General features: G+C 59.3%; 18 protein-coding genes. 6 read left to right on the forward strand and 12 right to left on the reverse strand.

Features of this window, described 5'->3' with window-relative positions; all coding sequences use genetic code 11:
- Window positions 1–18 precede the first annotated feature (18 nt).
- Complete coding sequence (locus B7Y89_RS13725) at window positions 19–195, reverse strand: DUF465 domain-containing protein (RefSeq protein WP_292939063.1); 177 nt, start codon at window positions 193–195, stop codon at window positions 19–21.
- Between the two features lie 287 nt (window positions 196–482).
- Here B7Y89_RS13725 and B7Y89_RS13730 point away from each other — a divergent pair, with 287 nt between their 5' ends.
- Entirely contained in the window at window positions 483–1379 is an 897-nt protein-coding gene (locus B7Y89_RS13730; protein WP_292939064.1) for an SPFH domain-containing protein, read from the forward strand.
- Window positions 1380–1449: 70 nt separating this feature from the next.
- A complete protein-coding gene (locus tag B7Y89_RS13735; protein WP_292939065.1) occupies window positions 1450–2412 on the forward strand; it encodes a right-handed parallel beta-helix repeat-containing protein in 963 nt (320 codons plus the stop codon).
- Here B7Y89_RS13735 and ribA read toward each other — a convergent pair.
- The 4 genes from ribA to rpmG all read right to left on the reverse strand — a co-directional run bounded on the left by ribA (window position 2409) and on the right by rpmG (window position 5592).
- The gene (gene ribA / locus B7Y89_RS13740; RefSeq protein ID WP_292939066.1) at window positions 2409–3521 is read right to left on the reverse strand and encodes a GTP cyclohydrolase II; all 1113 of its coding nucleotides are present in this window, start codon (window positions 3519–3521) and stop codon (window positions 2409–2411) included. The genes B7Y89_RS13735 and ribA overlap by 4 nt on opposite strands.
- Entirely contained in the window at window positions 3470–4261 is a 792-nt protein-coding gene (locus B7Y89_RS13745) for an exodeoxyribonuclease III (protein ID WP_292939067.1), read from the reverse strand. Before B7Y89_RS13745 ends, ribA begins: the two co-directional genes overlap by 52 nt.
- A gap of 408 nt (window positions 4262–4669) precedes the next feature.
- On the reverse strand, window positions 4670–5329 hold the full coding sequence (locus B7Y89_RS13750) for an outer membrane lipoprotein carrier protein LolA (protein ID WP_292939068.1): 660 nt from the start codon (window positions 5327–5329) through the stop codon (window positions 4670–4672).
- 95 nt (window positions 5330–5424) lie between these two features.
- Complete coding sequence (rpmG, locus tag B7Y89_RS13755) at window positions 5425–5592, reverse strand: 50S ribosomal protein L33 (protein WP_011446825.1); 168 nt, start codon at window positions 5590–5592, stop codon at window positions 5425–5427.
- A gap of 224 nt (window positions 5593–5816) precedes the next feature.
- On the opposite strand from rpmG, the gene phhA reads away from it, so the two are divergent.
- A complete protein-coding gene (gene phhA, locus B7Y89_RS13760; protein WP_292939088.1) occupies window positions 5817–6707 on the forward strand; it encodes a phenylalanine 4-monooxygenase in 891 nt (296 codons plus the stop codon).
- 98 nt (window positions 6708–6805) lie between these two features.
- On the opposite strand, the gene B7Y89_RS13765 is transcribed toward phhA, so the two are convergent.
- From B7Y89_RS13765 to B7Y89_RS13780, 4 genes are all read right to left on the reverse strand, one after another.
- Window positions 6806–7081, reverse strand: a complete 276-nt coding sequence (locus B7Y89_RS13765; RefSeq protein ID WP_292939069.1) for a hypothetical protein — start codon at window positions 7079–7081, stop codon at window positions 6806–6808.
- A 92-nt stretch (window positions 7082–7173) separates the two neighbouring features.
- Window positions 7174–7440: a GlsB/YeaQ/YmgE family stress response membrane protein gene (locus B7Y89_RS13770; RefSeq protein WP_292939070.1), complete on the reverse strand. Its 267-nt coding sequence runs from the start codon at window positions 7438–7440 to the stop codon at window positions 7174–7176.
- 105 nt (window positions 7441–7545) lie between these two features.
- On the reverse strand, window positions 7546–8358 hold the full coding sequence (locus B7Y89_RS13775; RefSeq protein ID WP_292939071.1) for an undecaprenyl-diphosphate phosphatase: 813 nt from the start codon (window positions 8356–8358) through the stop codon (window positions 7546–7548).
- 27 nt (window positions 8359–8385) lie between these two features.
- Window positions 8386–10173: an ABC transporter transmembrane domain-containing protein gene (locus B7Y89_RS13780; protein WP_292939072.1), complete on the reverse strand. Its 1788-nt coding sequence runs from the start codon at window positions 10171–10173 to the stop codon at window positions 8386–8388.
- Window positions 10174–10335: 162 nt separating this feature from the next.
- Between B7Y89_RS13780 and phaZ the strand changes: the two genes are divergently transcribed.
- Window positions 10336–11592, forward strand: coding sequence for a polyhydroxyalkanoate depolymerase (gene phaZ / locus B7Y89_RS13785; protein WP_292939089.1), 1257 nt, complete (start codon window positions 10336–10338; stop codon window positions 11590–11592).
- Between the two features lie 232 nt (window positions 11593–11824).
- On the forward strand, window positions 11825–12772 hold the full coding sequence (locus B7Y89_RS13790) for a family 16 glycosylhydrolase (RefSeq protein WP_292939073.1): 948 nt from the start codon (window positions 11825–11827) through the stop codon (window positions 12770–12772).
- Window positions 12773–12870: 98 nt separating this feature from the next.
- Here the strand turns inward: B7Y89_RS13790 and B7Y89_RS13795 are convergent, their stop codons facing one another.
- Entirely contained in the window at window positions 12871–13332 is a 462-nt protein-coding gene (locus B7Y89_RS13795) for a MaoC family dehydratase (RefSeq protein ID WP_292939074.1), read from the reverse strand.
- 194 nt (window positions 13333–13526) lie between these two features.
- Between B7Y89_RS13795 and B7Y89_RS13800 the strand changes: the two genes are divergently transcribed.
- Window positions 13527–15401: an acyltransferase family protein gene (locus tag B7Y89_RS13800; protein WP_292939075.1), complete on the forward strand. Its 1875-nt coding sequence runs from the start codon at window positions 13527–13529 to the stop codon at window positions 15399–15401.
- On the opposite strand, the gene B7Y89_RS13805 is transcribed toward B7Y89_RS13800, so the two are convergent.
- Entirely contained in the window at window positions 15385–16773 is a 1389-nt protein-coding gene (locus B7Y89_RS13805; protein WP_292939076.1) for a putative O-glycosylation ligase, exosortase A system-associated, read from the reverse strand. The genes B7Y89_RS13800 and B7Y89_RS13805 overlap by 17 nt on opposite strands.
- Entirely contained in the window at window positions 16766–16930 is a 165-nt protein-coding gene (locus B7Y89_RS13810) for a hypothetical protein (protein ID WP_292939077.1), read from the reverse strand. Before B7Y89_RS13810 ends, B7Y89_RS13805 begins: the two co-directional genes overlap by 8 nt.
- Between the last annotated feature and the right edge of the window lie 42 nt (window positions 16931–16972).

The raw sequence follows: 16972 nt of genomic DNA on the forward strand, positions 1-16972 counted from the left end.
CGGGCGGCGTTCCTCTGTTTAGTTGATTGCTGATTTGCGAGGAAACATGGGGGAAAGGCGGTCTTTTACCACCAGCTTGAGCTTCTTGATCCGCGCAATTTCAAACGGGTCCACCCAGCGTTTGCGGCGGGCAAGGCGCAGCGCCTCGTCCAGTTTCTGGTGGCGTTCAAGCAAGGTGAAGTAACGGTCGGACATTTAAAGCTCCCTATCGAAGCGTGTTGCAACGATCAGGTATGTCGGCAGCTTGGGCCATAAGGCTGGGGGAAGGAACAGAACCCGGACCACAAGACATCGGCATTACCCGATGCGGTCCGACATCACGCAGCGATTGCCAATGTAGGCATCATCGCCGCGCCAGAGGGGCCCGGTCCGCTTGATTAAAATGGGCCAAGTTCATCGGCATGACAAGGTCAAAATCGCAACTTTTTGTTGCTACCAGGGAATCTGCTATACGTTCGGGGACGACCTTGGGGGGTACATTGATGACTGACATGCACACATCAAGCAAAGAAACGCCTGCCTGGACAACCAGTGGCTATCTTATGCTGGTTATCCTCATTGCCCTGTTCGTGCTGACGGCGGCGCGTTTCATGGGGATTGCAGCCGGGAATGTCTCCGATGGCGATATCCTGGGCTATCTGCTTGGCATGATTCTGGGGCCAATCGGTTTTATCCTGATTGCCAAGGGTTTTTACATTATCCAGCCCAATCAGGCCGCCGCAATCACCATGTTCGGTTCCTATCGCGGCACGGATCGCAGCCACGGTTTGCGCTGGGTGTGGCCGTGGATGAGCAAGACCCGCATTTCGGTGCGCGCCAACAACGTCGTGTCCGAAAAGTTGAAGGTCAACGATCTGCGCGGCAATCCTATCGAGATTGCCTGCAACGTGGTGTGGCGCGTATCCGATACGGCGCAAGCACTGTACGATGTCGATGATTACAAGGCGTTTGTCTTCGTCCAGATCGAAAGCGCGGTGCGTTCCATCGGTTCGCGTTATCCCTATGACGACATTGAACACATGGAAGTGACGCTGCGTGGCAATCACGACCAGATCAACGCCGAATTGCGCACCGAACTTAATGCGCGGCTGGTGCTGGCAGGCATTACCGTGGACGAATGCGGGCTGACGCACCTTGCCTATGCCCCTGAAATTGCAGGTGCCATGTTGCGCCGCCAACAGGCCGAAGCGGTCATTTCGGCACGGCGCAAACTGGTGGAAGGCGCGGTTTCGATGGTCGAACTGGCGTTGAACCAGTTGTCGGAAAAGGGCGTGGTAGAATTGAACCCTACGCAGCGCGCCGTTCTGGTGTCGAACCTGATGGTCGTGCTGTGCGGGGAACGCGATGCGCAACCCACCCTGAACGCCGGATCGATTTGATCAGCTACGGCAACTGCCTGTAAATCATTGCGCGCTATCTTCTGCGGCAGATAATCGGAGCGGATAGCGCATGATGAACACCCCCAAAGCCTTTAAGCCTGCGCTTGCCGCCATCGGCATGATCGCCGCCATTCCTGCCTCGGCGCTATGGGCACAAGGCGCGCGCGCACCCTATACCGTGATCGAATCCGGGCGCAGCTTTGCCGCGCTGCAAGAAGCGGTGAACGCGATTGGTGAGGGTACGGGCACGATCCGTATCGAATCCGGCACTTATCGCGATTGCGCGGTTCAGGTGGCGGGCGATGTCGGGTTTGTGGCGCAAGTGGCCGGCCAGACGGTGTTCGATGGTGCGGCCTGCGAAGGCAAGGCCACCATCGTCGCGCGCGGTCGGTCCACCCGGGTTGAGGGATTGATCTTCCAGAACATCACCGTCCCCGATGCCAACGGCTCTGGCATCCGGTTGGAGCGCGGCAACCTGACCGTGCGCCAATCGTGGTTCCGCGATAGTGAACAGGGCATCCTGTCCGCCGATGATCCCACTGCTGCCGTCCTGATCGAAAAGTCCACGTTCTCGCGGTTGGGCCGCTGTGACCGCGGGTTGTCGTGTGCGCATTCGGTTTATTTCGGTGATTATGGCAGTGTCACGATACGCCGCAGCCGGTTTGAGGCGGGGCGCGGCGGCCACTATGTCAAAAGCCGTGCAGGCCGGATCGAAGTCACCGAATCAAGCTTTGACGATACAGCGGGTTCCACCACCAATTACATGATCGACGTGCCAGCAGGCGCGACAGGCCGCATTGCCGACAACGTGTTCGTGCAAGGGCGCGACAAGGAAAACTACAGTGCCTTCATCGCGGTGGCAGCAGAGGGCCGGGTGCACAGTTCGGCAGGCCTTTCCATCGCCGGGAACAACGCACGCTTTGCACCGGGCATCAGCCGTTCGTCCGCATTCGTAGCCGATTGGTCTGGCGATCCTTTGGCCATCGGCGGCAATGCTCTGGGCAGCGGCCTTACGCGCTTCGACAAACGCTAACGCAGCAAGTGCCCGGTGCGGTCGCGCTTGGTATCGAGATAGCGCTGGTTGTGAGGGTTGGCGGGAAGCTGGTGCGCCACGCGTTCGGTCACCTCCACGCCCAGTTCCTGCAAGGTGGCCACCTTTTGCGGATTGTTGGTCAACAGGCGCAGGCGGTTCACGCCGAGCAAGTCCAGCATCCGCGCCGCCACCGGAAAATCGCGCGCTTCGCTGGGCAGGCCAAGCCGTTCGTTGGCATCGACCGTATCAAAGCCCTGATCCTGCAATTCATAGGCGCGCAGCTTGTTCACAAGGCCGATCCCGCGGCCTTCCTGCCGCAAGTACAAGAGGACGCCCCAGCCGCCTGCATTGGCCTCCTGCGCCATCTGGGATAGCGCTGCGTCAAGCTGCGGGCCACAATCGCATTTGAGGCTGCCCAGCACGTCACCGGTCAGGCATTCGCTGTGGAGACGTACCAGCGGATCACGCTCGCTGGTTTGCGTGCCGATGACAAGCGCGACGTGTTCGCGCAGATCGTCACGCGCGCGGAAGGCGACTATTTCGGCATGTTCGCAAGCATGGACAGGCAAGCGGGCGCGTGCCTGGATGGTCAGGTTCAGTGGATCTTTGAACTGCGCCAGATCAGCGGCAGACACTTCGGCGGCGGTTTCAATGCCGGTCGAGACCATGAACGCGGGCAGGATACCTGCCAACCGCGCCAGTTCCATCGCCGCAGTGGCCGCTTCAACCGGTTCGATCGGGTCGGCTTTGAAGGGCCCGCGCATGGGGCTGCCAAGGTCTTGGGCGGGATCGGCAAGGTTACGCGCGGCAGAGAGGCTGAACGGCTCGGCCCCGCGAATCAGCACGGGTGCTTCCGGCACGGCGGCATCGCGCTGGTTCGCCAGCTTCAGCGTGGCGGCACGGGCGTCGGATATCAGCAGGCGCGCTGCGTAAATACCGGGTTGCACGAATGCGGTTTCGGCAGGCAGCAGATCAAGTTCGCCGTCCTTGCCGGTGACGCGGATCGCCCAGCCATGGCGCAGGGCGTCAAGCGCCAAAGCGACGTTGCGCGACCGGCTCAAAGGTCGATCTCGGTGATCAGCGGGATATGGTCCGAAGGCTGCTCCCATTTGCGCGTTTCCTCGACAAACCGGTGTCCGCGCGTTTGCGCTGCCGCTTCTGGCGAGGCCCACATGTGATCCAGCCGCCGCCCTTGGTCCTTCGCGCGCCAATAGGAGCGGTACGACCACCACGAATAATTGCGTTCCGGCGCGGGGATATGCTTGCGGCCAAGGTCCACCCAGCCATGCGCATCGGCAAAGCGTTGCAGCGTTTCAACCTCAAGCGGGGTGTGGCTGACGACTTTGAGCAGCGCCTTGTGATTGTAAACGTCGCATTCCAGCGGCGCGATGTTGAAATCGCCGACGATCAGCGTGGGGCGCTCGATCTTCTCGGCCCAGCGCGTCATGCGTTCAAGGAAATCCAGCTTCTGGCCGAACTTGGCGTTCACGTCGCGGTCGGCGACATCGCCGCCTGCGGGGATATAGACGTTCTCGACGATCAGCCCCTTACCCGGTCCAGTCAACTCAACGCCAATATGCCGTGCCTCGCCATTGTCTTGCCAGTCATGCTTGCTAAAATCGCGAAACGGTATGCGGCTGACCGTGGCCACGCCGTGATAGCCCTTCTGCCCATGCACTGCGCGGTGGGTATAGCCCAGCTTTTCAAACACTTCGTGCGGAAACAGGTTCTCCGGCGTCTTGATCTCCTGCAAGCACAGCACATCAGGCGCTTCCTGCAAAAGAAAGCGTTCGACCTGATCGGCGCGCAAGCGGACCGAATTGATGTTCCAAGTGGCAATAGAGATCATGCCAAGGGCTTTAGGGTTGCGGGTGGGCGATTGCTAGATGGGATATAGGGGTGACGAATGCCCAGAACATGAAAACCCCCGGACCGGGGGCATTGGTCCGAGGGTTCCATTTGCGTTCGTCACGCTGACTTGGCGGTTTATTGGAGACCGGCAACAGGGGGGAAACCTGTCTCAACCGCTGCGTCGAGATTTGTAATAGGCCTCTGTCGCTTGCCCTTGGATGAACAAGGCTGACAGGCTTGTCGCAAGTTGTCGCATCAAAGGCACGCTTGGCGGGTGAGGCGAGGCGGACGGGCGACGGGTTGTGACGGGGCTGATAGGTGCTCGAATCACGTTGGCTGCGTCACTCGCCATACGTCGTCCCGGCTCAAGCCCGGGGTGACGGCAAAAATAAATAGGTACGGCGATTCAGCGTGTGGTCGGGCGGCGCGGGTCGGTCCAGTTGAAGGTCTTGTCGTCCACCGCGATGCCGTACTGGTGGCCAGACAGGCGGATCGTCGTGCGTTTGTTCTGCGAATCGAGCGCGACCCACGAATCGAGTTGCAATCCGCCCGGAGCTGCAGCGCTGCGCACGAAGATCATCGTGATCGTGCCATATTCGGGATGCTTGGGATCGCGCACTTGCAGGCTGATCACGCCGGGATCACCGGTGGGAAGCAATTTGGCAAAACGCGCAACGTCTTTGCTGGGGTTCAACAAAGCACCCAGCGGGCTGTTGCCGATGGGCCAGCGTTGCACCTGGCGGACCTGATAATCGACCATGGTCAGCGCTTTGCCATCGCCCACGATCAGCAGGGGCACGCCCTTTTGGTACTGGAAGCGGATCTTGCCCGGGCGCTTCATCGTCAAGGCGCCAGAGGTGTTCTGGCCCGACCGGTCGGTCTGGACGAAGTTGGCTTTCAGCGTGGAAATGCCGCGCAAAGCGGCCACCGCACGGTCAATTTCAGGGGAGGTCGCTTGTGCCGATACAGCCCCAGGCGCAATGACAGCGCCCGCTGTGCCGAGGACAAGCAAAAGGGCCACCAAAGGGCGGCCCATTTTGCGGAATGTGGTCAAAATCATGTTCATCGCCGTTCCTTGCAGTGTCGGCGTTGAACTCGCCGTGAACCGCCGGGTTCCTGAATGGAATGGCGGTTCAGACGGGAAAGGGCGCAAAAGCGCGCTTACTTGATCTTGGCTTCCTTGAACTCGACATGCTTGCGCACGACGGGATCGTATTTGCGGAAGGTCATCTTCTCGGTCGTGTTCCGGGGATTCTTCTTGGTTACGTAGAAGAAGCCGGTGTCTGCGGTCGAGACCAGACGGATCTTGACGGTGGTTGGCTTTGCCATTGCTCTATCCTGAACTTTTCGCGCGCGATTCTGAAACGAATGTGGCGGCGCGTCGCCACGCCGCCGTCATGTGGGCGGGCAGTTGGTGTAGAATCAGGGCAAAGTCAAGCGCGCAGTCATGCAAAGCGTCATTTGCCCGCACCGGTTTTGCATGATATTGGTTGCATTGGAAACCATATCAAGCGAACGCGCCTGTGCCCTTCGATTACACCTGCCTGCCCAAAATGCCCGATGGCGTTTATACTGCACCGTTGCGCCGTCCCGATCATGTTGGCGAGGATTGGCTTGAGCCTGCGCAGACCCGCTATAACGGCGAAGAGCATGCGATCTGGGATGCGCTGTATGCGCGCCAACTGGACGTGTTGCCGGGAAGGGCCTGCACCGCCTTTCTGCAAGGGCTGGAGCGGCTTGATCTGGGGCGGGGCGGGGTGCCCGACTTTGCGCAGCTATCGTCTGCGCTGGACGCGCTGACAGGCTGGAGCGTGGTGCCGGTGCCGATGCTGATTCCGGATCACGTATTTTTCTGGCACCTTGCCAACCGCCGGTTCCCTGCGGGCAATTTCATCCGCACGCGTGACAGCTTTGATTATGTGCAAGAACCCGATGTGTTCCATGATGTGTTCGGCCACGTGCCAATGTTGACGGACCCGACATATGCCGATTACATGCAGGAATATGGCCGCGCCGGATGGAAGGCGATGCATCACAACCGGTTAAAGGCGCTGGGCGCGCTTTACTGGTACACGGTGGAGTTCGGGCTGGTGCAGGAGGCGGGCGGATTGCGCGCTTATGGTGCGGGTATCCTGTCCGGCCCGCGTGAGGCGGTGTTTGCGCTGGAGGCCGGGTCGCCCAACCGGATCATGCTCAATGTCGATCGGGTGATGCGGACCGATTACGTGATCGATGATCTGCAACCGACTTACTTCGTGATCGAAAGTTTCTCTGACCTTTACCACCAGACCGTAGAGCGCGATTTTGACCGGCTTTATAGAGCGCTGGGGCCGGGGTTCACTTATGCCAATACGGCGGTCATTGATGTGGATGATGCCCTGCATTGCGGGACGCTGGAATACCATCTGCGCGGCGGGCGAGGATCGCAGGCAGAGCCGGTATAGACGCAAAAAACCCGGCACCGCGCGGGGGCGGGCCGGGTTTTTCGGTTGATGGATCGTAGCGGTTGCCCGTTCGGTCCCAACCGGATTTCGTCAGGCGATTAGCCCGGGATCTTGTCGGCTTTGTCTTCCATGGCGTCGGCCTTGGCTTCACCGGCATCACGCACGGCTTCAGCCTTGTTTTCCATGGCGTCTTCTGAAGCGCCGCCCATCATGTCGGCCCGGTCTTCCATCGCATCAGCAGTGGCTTCGGCCGATGCGCGCACTTCGCCTGCCTGATCTTCAGCAGCGTTTTCTTTGGCGCTATCGCATGCGGAAAGGCCAAGGCCCATTGCAACGACCGAAGCCATCATCGCGCTTTTGAATATAGGATTCATGGTAGTCCCCTTCTTGATAATTTGTTTTGGCGTGGTGAGGGCGACCCTTGCGGACCGCCCTCAATGTAAGTTTGAAGCAATGTCAGCCGGAATTAACGGACCGACCCGCGACGAACCAGGTTGACGATCGCAAGCAGGATCAGCGCGCCCAGGAATGACACGATCAGCGTCGGCGCAGAGATGCCGTTGGTGATGCTGCCGCCGCCTACGAGAGGTGCCAGCAGGAAACCGCCGAGCATGGCGCCGACGATGCCGACCACGATATTAAGGAAAATGCCCTGCTGGCCATCTGTGCGCATTACGATGCTTGCGAGCCAGCCGAGAATGCCGCCTACGATGAGAAGAATAATTAGGCTCATTTGGATAACCCCTTGAAGTACTGTCTGTCTGGTCAATCCCGGACACGGCACTTTGTTCCGCAAAAGCGGTGGGGCGTTTTTCAGATTCTGGAATTCAGGGCGGAATTACCGAAGCGAAAGCCAGATGATCGCGGCGGCTCCGGCGACAATCCGGTACCATGCAAAGGGCTTGAAACCTGAACGGCTGACGTAAGCGACGAACAAGCGGATCACCGCCAGTGCCACAACGAACGACACGACAAACCCGACCGCGATTTCGCTCCAGCCAACGCCCAGCGTGCCGGCCATCACAGCCTCGCGGTTGTCGATCAGTTCCAGCGTGGTTGCGCCCAGCATTGTCGGAATGGCCAGAAAGAAGCTGAATTCAGCCGCCGTCCGCCGTTCAATCCCCATCGCCAGTGCGCCCATGATGGTTGCGCCCGAACGGCTGACGCCGGGGATCATCGAAATGCATTGGGCAAGGCCAACGCCGAGCGCCTGTCGCAAAGGCAATTGTCCGATGCCGGTCAGTTCGCCTGTTTTTGCATGCTTTTCAATCACGAGGATCGCCACGCCGCCGATGACCAGCGCCCAGCACACGATCATCGGGCTGCCAAGCATCATGTCGATCTGGTCTTTGAGCAAAAGCCCAAGGATTGCCGAAGGGATGAATGCGGCCAGCAAGTTGCGCAGGAAGCGCAAGCTGATCGGTTCAAGCCGCAGCAGCCCCATGCCCACGGCCCAGAACGTGCGCCAGTATTGCACGACGACCGCAAGGATCGCGCCCAGCTGGATCACCACATTGAACATGGCCCACTGGTGCGGGTCATAGCCGAAAAGTTCGGTCGCCAGAATCAGGTGGCCGGTCGATGACACCGGCAGAAATTCGGTAAGCCCCTCGACAATGCCGAGCAGAATGGCGGTGACGATCGTATCCATGGGCTTCCCTGTTCCGGCAGGCTGGCCTTAGGCCGCGATGCCTTCGAACTGTAATTTGGCAAGGCGTGCGTAGAGACCATCGGCGGCAGACAGGCTGGTATGCGTGCCTTGTTCGACAATACGCCCGCCGTCCATCACGATGATCCGGTCTGCCGCCCGGATCGTGGCAAGACGGTGCGCGATGACCAGCGTGGTGCGGTCCTTCATCAACCGGTCCAGTGCTTCCTGCACCAGCCGTTCGCTTTCGGCATCCAGCGCGCTGGTGGCTTCATCCAGCAGCAGGATCGGTGATTTGCGTAGCACCGCGCGGGCAATGGCGATGCGCTGGCGCTGGCCACCTGAAAGGCGCGCGCCATCTTCGCCAAGGAACGTATCGAGGCCTTGGGGAAGATCGCGCAGGAACGTCTCGGCATTGGCGGTGCGTGCCGCTTCCCAGATTTCCTCGTCGCTGGCGGACCAGTTGCCATAGCGCAGATTGTCACGCGCCGAAGCGGCAAACAGCGTGGCGTCTTGCGGCACAAGCGCGCTGCGGGCGCGCACTTCGGCAGGATCAGCGCTGGTCAACGGCACGCCATCAATGCGCACCATGCCGCCATGCGGATCGTAGAAACGCTGTGCGAGCAGGAACAGCGTCGATTTGCCAGCGCCCGACGGGCCGACGATGGCGACTGTTTCGCCGGGTTCAACCGTCAGCGTGAAATCGTCCAGCGCCAGCACTTCGGGGCGTGAAGGATAGCGGAAGGCGACATTCTGGAATGCGATCTGGCCGCGCGGGGGCACCGGCAGTGCAGTGGGGCGGGCAGGGGGGGCAATGTCCGGTTCTTCGCGGAGCAGTTCGTTCAACCGTCCAGCCGCGCCAGCACCGCGCAGAAGATCGCCATAGACTTCGGACAAGCTGCCAGCCGCGCCAGCCACAAGCCCTGCGGTGATGACGATGGCAAAGATTGTGCCGCCGCTGATCGTGCCTTGCGCCACGCCCAGCGCGCCTTCCCACACCAGCATGGTGATCCCGCCGAAGATCAGCAGGATAACGATGGCCGTCATCCCGGCTCGCAATGATATGCGACGGAGCGCGGTTTCAAAGGTGGCTTCGACTTTTTCGGCAAAGCGGCCCAGTTCGCGCTGTTCCTGTCCGAAAGCCTGCACGATCTTCATCGCGCCCAGCACTTCTGCCACGATCACACCGATTCCGGCGACGCGGTCCTGGCTGGAGCGCGAAACATTGCGCACCCGCCGCCCGATGACGACGATGGGCAGGACGACCAGCGGAATGCCGACCAGCAGGATCGCGGTCAGCTTTGGTGCCAGATAGAATAGATAGATCAGGCCGCCGATGGCCGTGATCGTGTTGCGCAGGGCCACCGATACCGTGGTGCCGACAACCTGTTCGATGATCGCGGTGTCCGAGGTCATCCGCGATGAGATTTCTTTCGGGCTGTTGCTTTCGAAGAACGAGGGAGGCAGGCGGAGCAGATTGCCCTGTACGCGCAGGCGGATGTCCGCGACCACGCGTTCGCCCAGCCACGATACGAAATAGAAGCGGCAGGCTGTGCCGATGGCCAGCACGAGGACAATGAGAAGCAAATACTGGAACCAGCGTCCCAGTTCATCGACATTGGCTCCTGCGGCAAAGCCCTTGTCAATGATGAGCCGGAAACCGGCAGGAATCGCCAGCGTCGCCCCGGATGTGACCAGCAGTGCGCCCGAAGCGGCAGCAAGCCGTCCGGGGTATTTGATCGCCTCACGCCAGATCATGCGCAAGGGGCCTAATGTCCGCGCGCGGGCGGGTTCGGCGGGCTTGAGTTCCTCGTCCATGGCGCCCGCCTAGCCTATGGCGCGCGATGCCGAAAGGGGGCGGATAGCTCAGAATGAAATTGTTGCGTTGCACAATCAAGCGAATCGCGGCAATCTATGCTTACGAGTCCGGGTGAACAGCCAGTTGTTGTGCCCGGCAACAAAACCAAAAAGGTGTTCGCAGTGCTATACAAAGCTTACGAGATACAGCGCTCGCTGATGAACGCGAGCAGCGCGATGGCTTCGATGACGGCAGATATGCTGAATCATGAGCGTAACCCCTGGGCCGGAATTGGCCCGACTCAGATGATGGCCAATGCGCTTGATGTGTTCGCGCATGCCGCTGCGCCGCGCGGCAAGCCTGCTTTCGGTTTGCGCGTGATCCATGTTGATGGTGCCGCACACGCGGTCAAGGAAACGACCGTCATCACGCGCCCGTTCGGTGATCTGAAAATGTTCACGCACGATGGCCTGCCCAAGGATGCGCCGCGCCTGCTGCTGGTTGCGCCGATGAGCGGGCATTATGCCACGTTGCTGCGCGGCACGGTTGAACGCATGCTGGAACATTGCGTGGTCTATATCACCGATTGGGCTGATGCGAAGTATGTGCCGATGGCTGAAGGCATCTTCGATCTTGACGATTACATCGATTATCTGACCGGTTTCCTCGAACATATCGGCCCCGGTGCGCATATGATGGCGGTGTGCCAACCGTCGGTTCCAGCGCTAGCCGCAACGGCTATCATGGGTGCCGATAACAATCCTTGCCGCCCGGTTACGCTGACGATGATGGGCGGGCCAATCGATACACGTGAAAGCCCTACGGCGGTGAACGATCACGCGATTACCAAACCCCATGTGTGGTTCAAGCACAACGTGATCACCACAGTTCCTGCCAATTACCCCGGCGAAGGCCGCCGCGTTTATCCCGGCTTCGTGCAACTCGCCAGCTTCATGTCGATGAACCTGGGCAGCCATATGATGAGCCATTACAAGCTCTATCAGCATCTTATGCAGGGCGCTGACGATAATGCCGAAGCGACCAAGACGTTCTATGACGAATATCGCGCGGTCTGCGATCTTCCGGCAGAATTCTACCTGCAAACGGTCGATCTGGTGTTCCAGCGTCACGCATTGCCCAAGGGCGAAATGCTCCATCGCGGCAAGGTTGTGGATCTGAACGCCATCACCGATACGGCCATTTTGTGTATCGAAGGGGAACGTGACGACATTTCGGGCATCGGCCAGACCAAGGCTGCACTGAAAGTCACACCGAACCTTGCCGATGACATGAAGCAGTATTTCCTTGCCCCCGAAGTCGGCCATTACGGCATCTTCAACGGTTCGCGCTGGCGCAATTCCATCGCGCCTGTGGTGGACCAGTGGATCGCCAAATTCGAAAAGAAGGGCAAGGGCCGCAAGTTGACCGCAGTGGCGTAAAATTTGCCGGAAAATTTAGAGAACAGGGCCGGTTGGACAATATGTCTGGCCGGCCCTTTTCTTTACGCCCTGACCACAGACTTTCATGTTGCGCGCGTACGTTGAGGCATTCGCGATAAGTCCGCATTGGACATAACTACATCCGGATAAAGTTAAGAAGCGGTAGCGATACTCCGAAACTTGTTTGGAATTTCTGACAGTTACCTCCGTGCACATGTTCAAGGAGGGCGGAATGAAGACGCGTGCTTTAATTGCAGCTTCGACGCTGTGCATTTTTACAATGGGCGCTTATGCGGCCACATTGCCAACGACTGCCACGACAAAGGCTGCTGCCAAAGCTGCGAAAAAAGCTGCCAGGCAGGCTGAAAAAACTGCATCGCTGGTAACTTTGCCAGTGGTTCAGGCAACCACCACACCCGTCGCGCAGCCGACGCCGACAGCAACGCCTACACCAACCGCAACGCCGACACCCACAGCCACGCAAACCGCGGCACCGGCGCGTCTGGCAGCATTGCCGCCATTAGACTTGTCCAACATGCGTCTGTGGAATTACGCCGGCAATTGGCACGCATCCGAATGGGGCAACGCGCTAAGCTTCACGCCATGGCGGTACAGCCGCGTGGTAAAGGCTACGAACGGCGACGTTCGCTTTACCCTGGATGCAACCGGTGCCCCTGAACTGAAGGCAGAAGCCGGTATCCGCGCCGCCAAGGATGGTTTGTGGGAAGCCGACGTTACCGTGCCCGCCTTGCGCGACGGCCTCGTGGTTGCACCGCTATGGCTTTACAACAACAGCACCAAGGACGAAATCGACTTTGAATATGCCGGGCGCAAGGGTCTGGACGTGACGGTGCACAAATACGTCAACGGCCTGCATGTGTCGAAGACGCATCGGTTGTTTGCAGGCGTTGACATGTCGGGCCAGCGCAAACGGTTCGGCATCCAGGTTTCGCAAAGCCTGGGAACGATCAAGATGTACGTCGATGGCGTGCTGGTGCACACGTTCGACAAGAAGACGATGGGCTACTTCCCGACCTCTGACATGCGGCCCATCATCTCGATGTGGCCCGCGCGGTCGGATTGGAGCAACTTTGTCCAATGGGTGGGCAAATGGACGCCGCTGACATCGACCGAGAAGATTGTCATGGTCGCCCACGGCTACCGCTACACGGCCCCCTGACGTTGCCTCCAGCATCACATCATGATCTCGGCAGCAACTCTGCCGGGATCATGATTTTGCGTTTGCTGACCGGCCCTGCAGGTTGGTATAAGTCCGGTTCAGACAAAGAACTGGGCGATCCAGTCACACATCAAGGCAGGCTTGCTTTCGCCTTCGATCTCGACGGTGACTTCCATCGTTTGCTGCCATTGGCCGGGCCGCTTTTCTTCCATTTCCAGCAGCTTGAACACGCCACGGATGCGTTTGCCGACACGCACCGGCGCCAGAAAGCGCGTGCGGTTGGTGCCATAATTGACGCCCATCTTGATGTCCCCCACTTTCGGACAATCGCTTTGTTCGGCCATGAGCGATAGCAACGAAAGCGTAAGGAACCCGTGTGCAATCGTCCCGCCGAACGGGGTCAGCTTTGCCCGCTCCGGATCGACATGAATAAATTGGAAATCACCGGTCGCTTCGGCAAAGGTGTTCACGCGGTCCTGCGTGATTTCAATCCAGGGTGATGTGCCAATGGTTGTGCCAACCATCGTGGCAATTTCGGCGGCGGAAACGAATTTGGCCATGGCTGAGCGCAACTCTTCACGAGGGATGTTGCCGACAATGCGCGCTGGCCATGTCTGGCACAAGCGTCTGCCTACTTAAAGTAATCACTCCTATAACCTAATGTAACCAAACGCATAACTTTACGGAGGTAGTGCGTCACGGTCAGCATAGTGCTACGGCTATTCTCGTATAAAATAACGAATCTGAGCAATGAATGTCTGAAAGTGCGCCTTATCGTCGTGATGTAGATGGCTTGCGAGCCTTGGCAATTCTTCCGGTTCTGGCATTTCATTCCAAGATACCGGGTTTCTCCGGCGGATTTGTTGGCGTTGACTTATTCTTTGTCATATCGGGATTTTTGATAACCGGGATCGTCGCGCGCGAAGTGGATAACGGCTCGTTCTCGCTGGTCCGGTTCTATGAACGCCGCGCCCGGCGCATCTTGCCGGCATTGCTCGTCATGATTGCCGCCGTGCTGGCACTGGCAGCGTGGCTTTATCTTCCAGATGATTTCGCATCTGTACCGCGCTCGGCGCTGATGACGTTGTTCTTTTTGGCCAATGTCTGGTTTTTTACCAAGACGGGGTACTTCGGCGGTCCGGCCGAAACGATGCCACTGCTGCATTGCTGGTCGCTGGCTGTGGAAGAGCAGTTCTACGTCGTATTTCCGCTGTTATTGTGGGCGTGCGCCAAATGTGGGCACAAGCGGCGTTGGACGGTTATTGCGCTGGTCGCTGCGCTCAGCTTTGCTTTGGCGTGGTGGAAGCAGGCCGATACGGATGGCTTTGCCTTTTATCTTTTGCCCACACGGGCGTGGGAAATGATGGCAGGTTCCCTGCTGGCACTTGCCGCGCCGGTTCCGCCCACCAGCCGCGTGCCACGACAATTGGTTGCTTTTGCCGGACTTGTGCTGATCGTCTGGTCAGTCATAACCTATGATCGCCACACCGTTTTCCCCGGCTTGGCCGCGCTGCCGCCCGTTTTGGGAGCATCGCTGCTGATCCGGTTCGCGCCGGGGACGGTGGTCGGAAAGCTGCTGTCGACCGCCCCGCTGGTCGGGGTCGGCTTGATCTCGTATTCGCTGTATCTGTGGCATTGGCCGCTGATCGTCTTTGCCGAATACACACGCGACCGTCCGCTTGATGGTGTTGAGCAAATTGTGATTGTCGCGGCGTGTTTTGTGGCCGCGTGGGTCAGCTGGCGCTTCATTGAACGGCCTTTCCGCGATTCCCGGCGAATCAACCAGCGCAGGATCTTTGTTTACAGCGCCGCAAGCATAGCCGTGGTGGCTGGCGTTTCGCTCGCCATGCTGCCTTTGGGGGGCTGGACGACGCGCTTTTCGCCGCAAGTCATCGCGCTGGCAAGCGCGGCCCATGACATCAGTCCAAAACGCGATGGCTGTACGGTAAAGAATGCTTCAGGGGCCACGTGGCCACAATGCGTGCTTGGCGCAGCAGTCCCGCCCGCAGCAGCGCTGTGGGGGGACAGCCACGGCATTGAACTGGCGTGGGCGCTGGGGCAAAAGTTTGGCCGTAGCGGACGTGCGCTTGTGCAGCACACCCGTGCCAGCTGCCCGCCTGTAATAGGCTACCGGATCGACAATGATCCAGACTGTGCCCGCACCAATGTTCGCGTCATACAGCAATTGCGGGCATCGCCCAATGTGCGCACGGTTTATCTTGCCGGGTTCTGGGCCAGCCCGCTCTATCGCAAGCCCCACATGCCAGGCCTTATCGATGCAACGATTGCGCAACTTCAGGCAGCGGGCAAACAGGTCGTGGTGATTGGCCCGGTTCCGCCGCAATCATTCGATGTGCCGCGCGGCCTTGCCCATGCCGCAGCGAAAGGCGCGCTGGCATCTGTACAAGGGACAAGCCTTGGGCGTTATCATGACGAAACGGCCTGGTTTACGGGCCATTATGCGCGGTGGCAGCGCAGCGGCGTTCAAGTTGTTGATCCGCTTCAGGTGCTGGCAAGCAACGGTCACACGCAGCTTATGATCAATAACAAGCCGCTCTATTTCGATTCGCACCATTTGAGCGTTAGCGGAGCCGCCGCCGTCGTCTCGCTTATCAACGTTGCGCAGTGACGGGGCCGCGGCTTTGCACCTTCATCGGCGGCGATGATGCCTTACGGAATGGCTCAGGTTTGGCGGCGGTGACGCGTTTAATATAGCTCCACAATCCGCATTGCAGGCCGACCAGCATGTAGCAAAACGGCTGGAACGCGATGCCGACGAAAGTTGAGCCTACCAGATAGATGATCTGCGCTTGTTGCAGCGCTTCTGCCAAAGGGGATACCCAGCGGAATTCTTCTGACGTGTTCTTGCGGTAACGGCGGCGCAGCACTTCCATTTGCCACACCCCCAGCAAGTGCAACGCCAGCCATAGCGCAAGGCCGGGATAGCCCTGTTCGCCCAGCATCTCGAAATAGCTTGAATGATATGCCCGCGCCTGATCGACGACAGGTTTGTATTCCAGCGCTGTATTGTTTTCGCCAGCGGATTTGGCCTCGACCGTATCGTATTCGATGCGGTTCTGGCGATAGGCGTCAAAGCCGCCGCCGAATGGACGGTTTTCGACAAATTCCAGCGTCCACCGCCACACGGCCACGCGGGTAGAGGCGGATTGATCGGACTGGTGATTGTTGATCGTGCTCATCCGCGCGACGAAATCTGCGGGCAGCAGCGGGATTGATAGCAGCGCGCCCGTTGCCATCAGCGACACAATCAGCATCCGCCGCTTGGCTGTGCGCAGGATCAGCGCGGCCAGAACGACAACGCAGACCAATCCGGTGCGCGCGCCTGTACCAATCGGCATGAGCGCGCAGGCAAAACACAGCGCCCATGCAAACGCGGTCACGCGCCACTCTGGCGGGAAGATGGTGCCGAACCGCGATGCCCACAGTGCCAGCGGGATAACGGCAATCGCCACCGCCGATATGATCGAGCTTTCGTACAAGCCGGTATTGTTGTTCACCAGCAGGCGTAATTCGCCATAGCCGCCGCCGCCGGTCAGCGTTTTGATGCCGCCGCCGATCACGATTACGCCAATCGACAGCACCATGATGACGGTCAGTGCTTCAATGCGCAGCCGGGTGCGCAAAGTCAGCGGCAGGAACAGAGCAAACAGCAGCGCCTTCCACACCCAGGCCCACTTTTCACCCGCTTCCACGGGGAAATCGGCTGATTGCGTGGTCAGGCCGCAATAGACCAGCAGCAGCAACAGCAAAAGCTGGCGCAATGAAAACCGCGTACCGCTTTTGTCATCAGCCACGAACCACGCACCGAAAGCGCACAGGAACGCGATCAGCGATACGGGGATATGGCTCAGGATGCCCCAGCTAACTTTCTGCGGCGAGACAATGTCGATGTACGTATAGGCCAGCACGAAGATGAACGGCTTGCGAAAGCCTGCCCCGATGAAGGCCAGCACACAGCCGAGCAGAAACAGATCAAGCATCGCGCCCGCCCTGGTCGTGCGATTCGCGTTTGGGCCGAAAGGCTGGCCTGCGTTCCGGCAGCGAGGGATCATCGTCCAGATCCGCGCGGCGCAACAACCGCCAGACGGCAATCGCCATCAGCAGGTGCGGCAGGAAGAGCGTGAACTTGTCGATCATGGCTGCATCCCCGCTAAAGCATCGAGGTTGACGCCGCGTTAA

Origin of the sequence: Novosphingobium sp. 32-60-15 (genome assembly GCF_002280675.1) — a bacterium.
Taxonomy (GTDB): domain Bacteria; phylum Pseudomonadota; class Alphaproteobacteria; order Sphingomonadales; family Sphingomonadaceae; genus Novosphingobium.

What these genes read in the sequence shown, in the direction of transcription:
- B7Y89_RS13745 (WP_292939067.1), bottom strand. Translation starts at nt 4,261, where the DNA reads ATGATCTCTATTGCCACTTGGAACATCAATTCGGTCCGCTTGCGCGCC.
- B7Y89_RS13790 (WP_292939073.1), top strand. Translation starts at nt 11,825, where the DNA reads ATGAAGACGCGTGCTTTAATTGCAGCTTCGACGCTGTGCATTTTTACA.
- rpmG (WP_011446825.1), bottom strand. Translation starts at nt 5,592, where the DNA reads ATGGCAAAGCCAACCACCGTCAAGATCCGTCTGGTCTCGACCGCAGAC.
- phhA (WP_292939088.1), top strand. Translation starts at nt 5,817, where the DNA reads ATGCCCGATGGCGTTTATACTGCACCGTTGCGCCGTCCCGATCATGTT.
- B7Y89_RS13730 (WP_292939064.1), top strand. Translation starts at nt 483, where the DNA reads ATGACTGACATGCACACATCAAGCAAAGAAACGCCTGCCTGGACAACC.
- B7Y89_RS13800 (WP_292939075.1), top strand. Translation starts at nt 13,527, where the DNA reads ATGTCTGAAAGTGCGCCTTATCGTCGTGATGTAGATGGCTTGCGAGCC.
- ribA (WP_292939066.1), bottom strand. Translation starts at nt 3,521, where the DNA reads ATGGGAGCAGCCTTCGGACCATATCCCGCTGATCACCGAGATCGACCT.
- B7Y89_RS13795 (WP_292939074.1), bottom strand. Translation starts at nt 13,332, where the DNA reads ATGGCCAAATTCGTTTCCGCCGCCGAAATTGCCACGATGGTTGGCACA.
- B7Y89_RS13805 (WP_292939076.1), bottom strand. Translation starts at nt 16,773, where the DNA reads ATGCTTGATCTGTTTCTGCTCGGCTGTGTGCTGGCCTTCATCGGGGCA.
- B7Y89_RS13735 (WP_292939065.1), top strand. Translation starts at nt 1,450, where the DNA reads ATGATGAACACCCCCAAAGCCTTTAAGCCTGCGCTTGCCGCCATCGGC.
- B7Y89_RS13765 (WP_292939069.1), bottom strand. Translation starts at nt 7,081, where the DNA reads ATGAATCCTATATTCAAAAGCGCGATGATGGCTTCGGTCGTTGCAATG.
- B7Y89_RS13775 (WP_292939071.1), bottom strand. Translation starts at nt 8,358, where the DNA reads ATGGATACGATCGTCACCGCCATTCTGCTCGGCATTGTCGAGGGGCTT.
- B7Y89_RS13770 (WP_292939070.1), bottom strand. Translation starts at nt 7,440, where the DNA reads ATGAGCCTAATTATTCTTCTCATCGTAGGCGGCATTCTCGGCTGGCTC.
- B7Y89_RS13780 (WP_292939072.1), bottom strand. Translation starts at nt 10,173, where the DNA reads ATGGACGAGGAACTCAAGCCCGCCGAACCCGCCCGCGCGCGGACATTA.
- B7Y89_RS13810 (WP_292939077.1), bottom strand. Translation starts at nt 16,930, where the DNA reads ATGATCGACAAGTTCACGCTCTTCCTGCCGCACCTGCTGATGGCGATT.
- B7Y89_RS13750 (WP_292939068.1), bottom strand. Translation starts at nt 5,329, where the DNA reads ATGAACATGATTTTGACCACATTCCGCAAAATGGGCCGCCCTTTGGTG.
- B7Y89_RS13725 (WP_292939063.1), bottom strand. Translation starts at nt 195, where the DNA reads ATGTCCGACCGTTACTTCACCTTGCTTGAACGCCACCAGAAACTGGAC.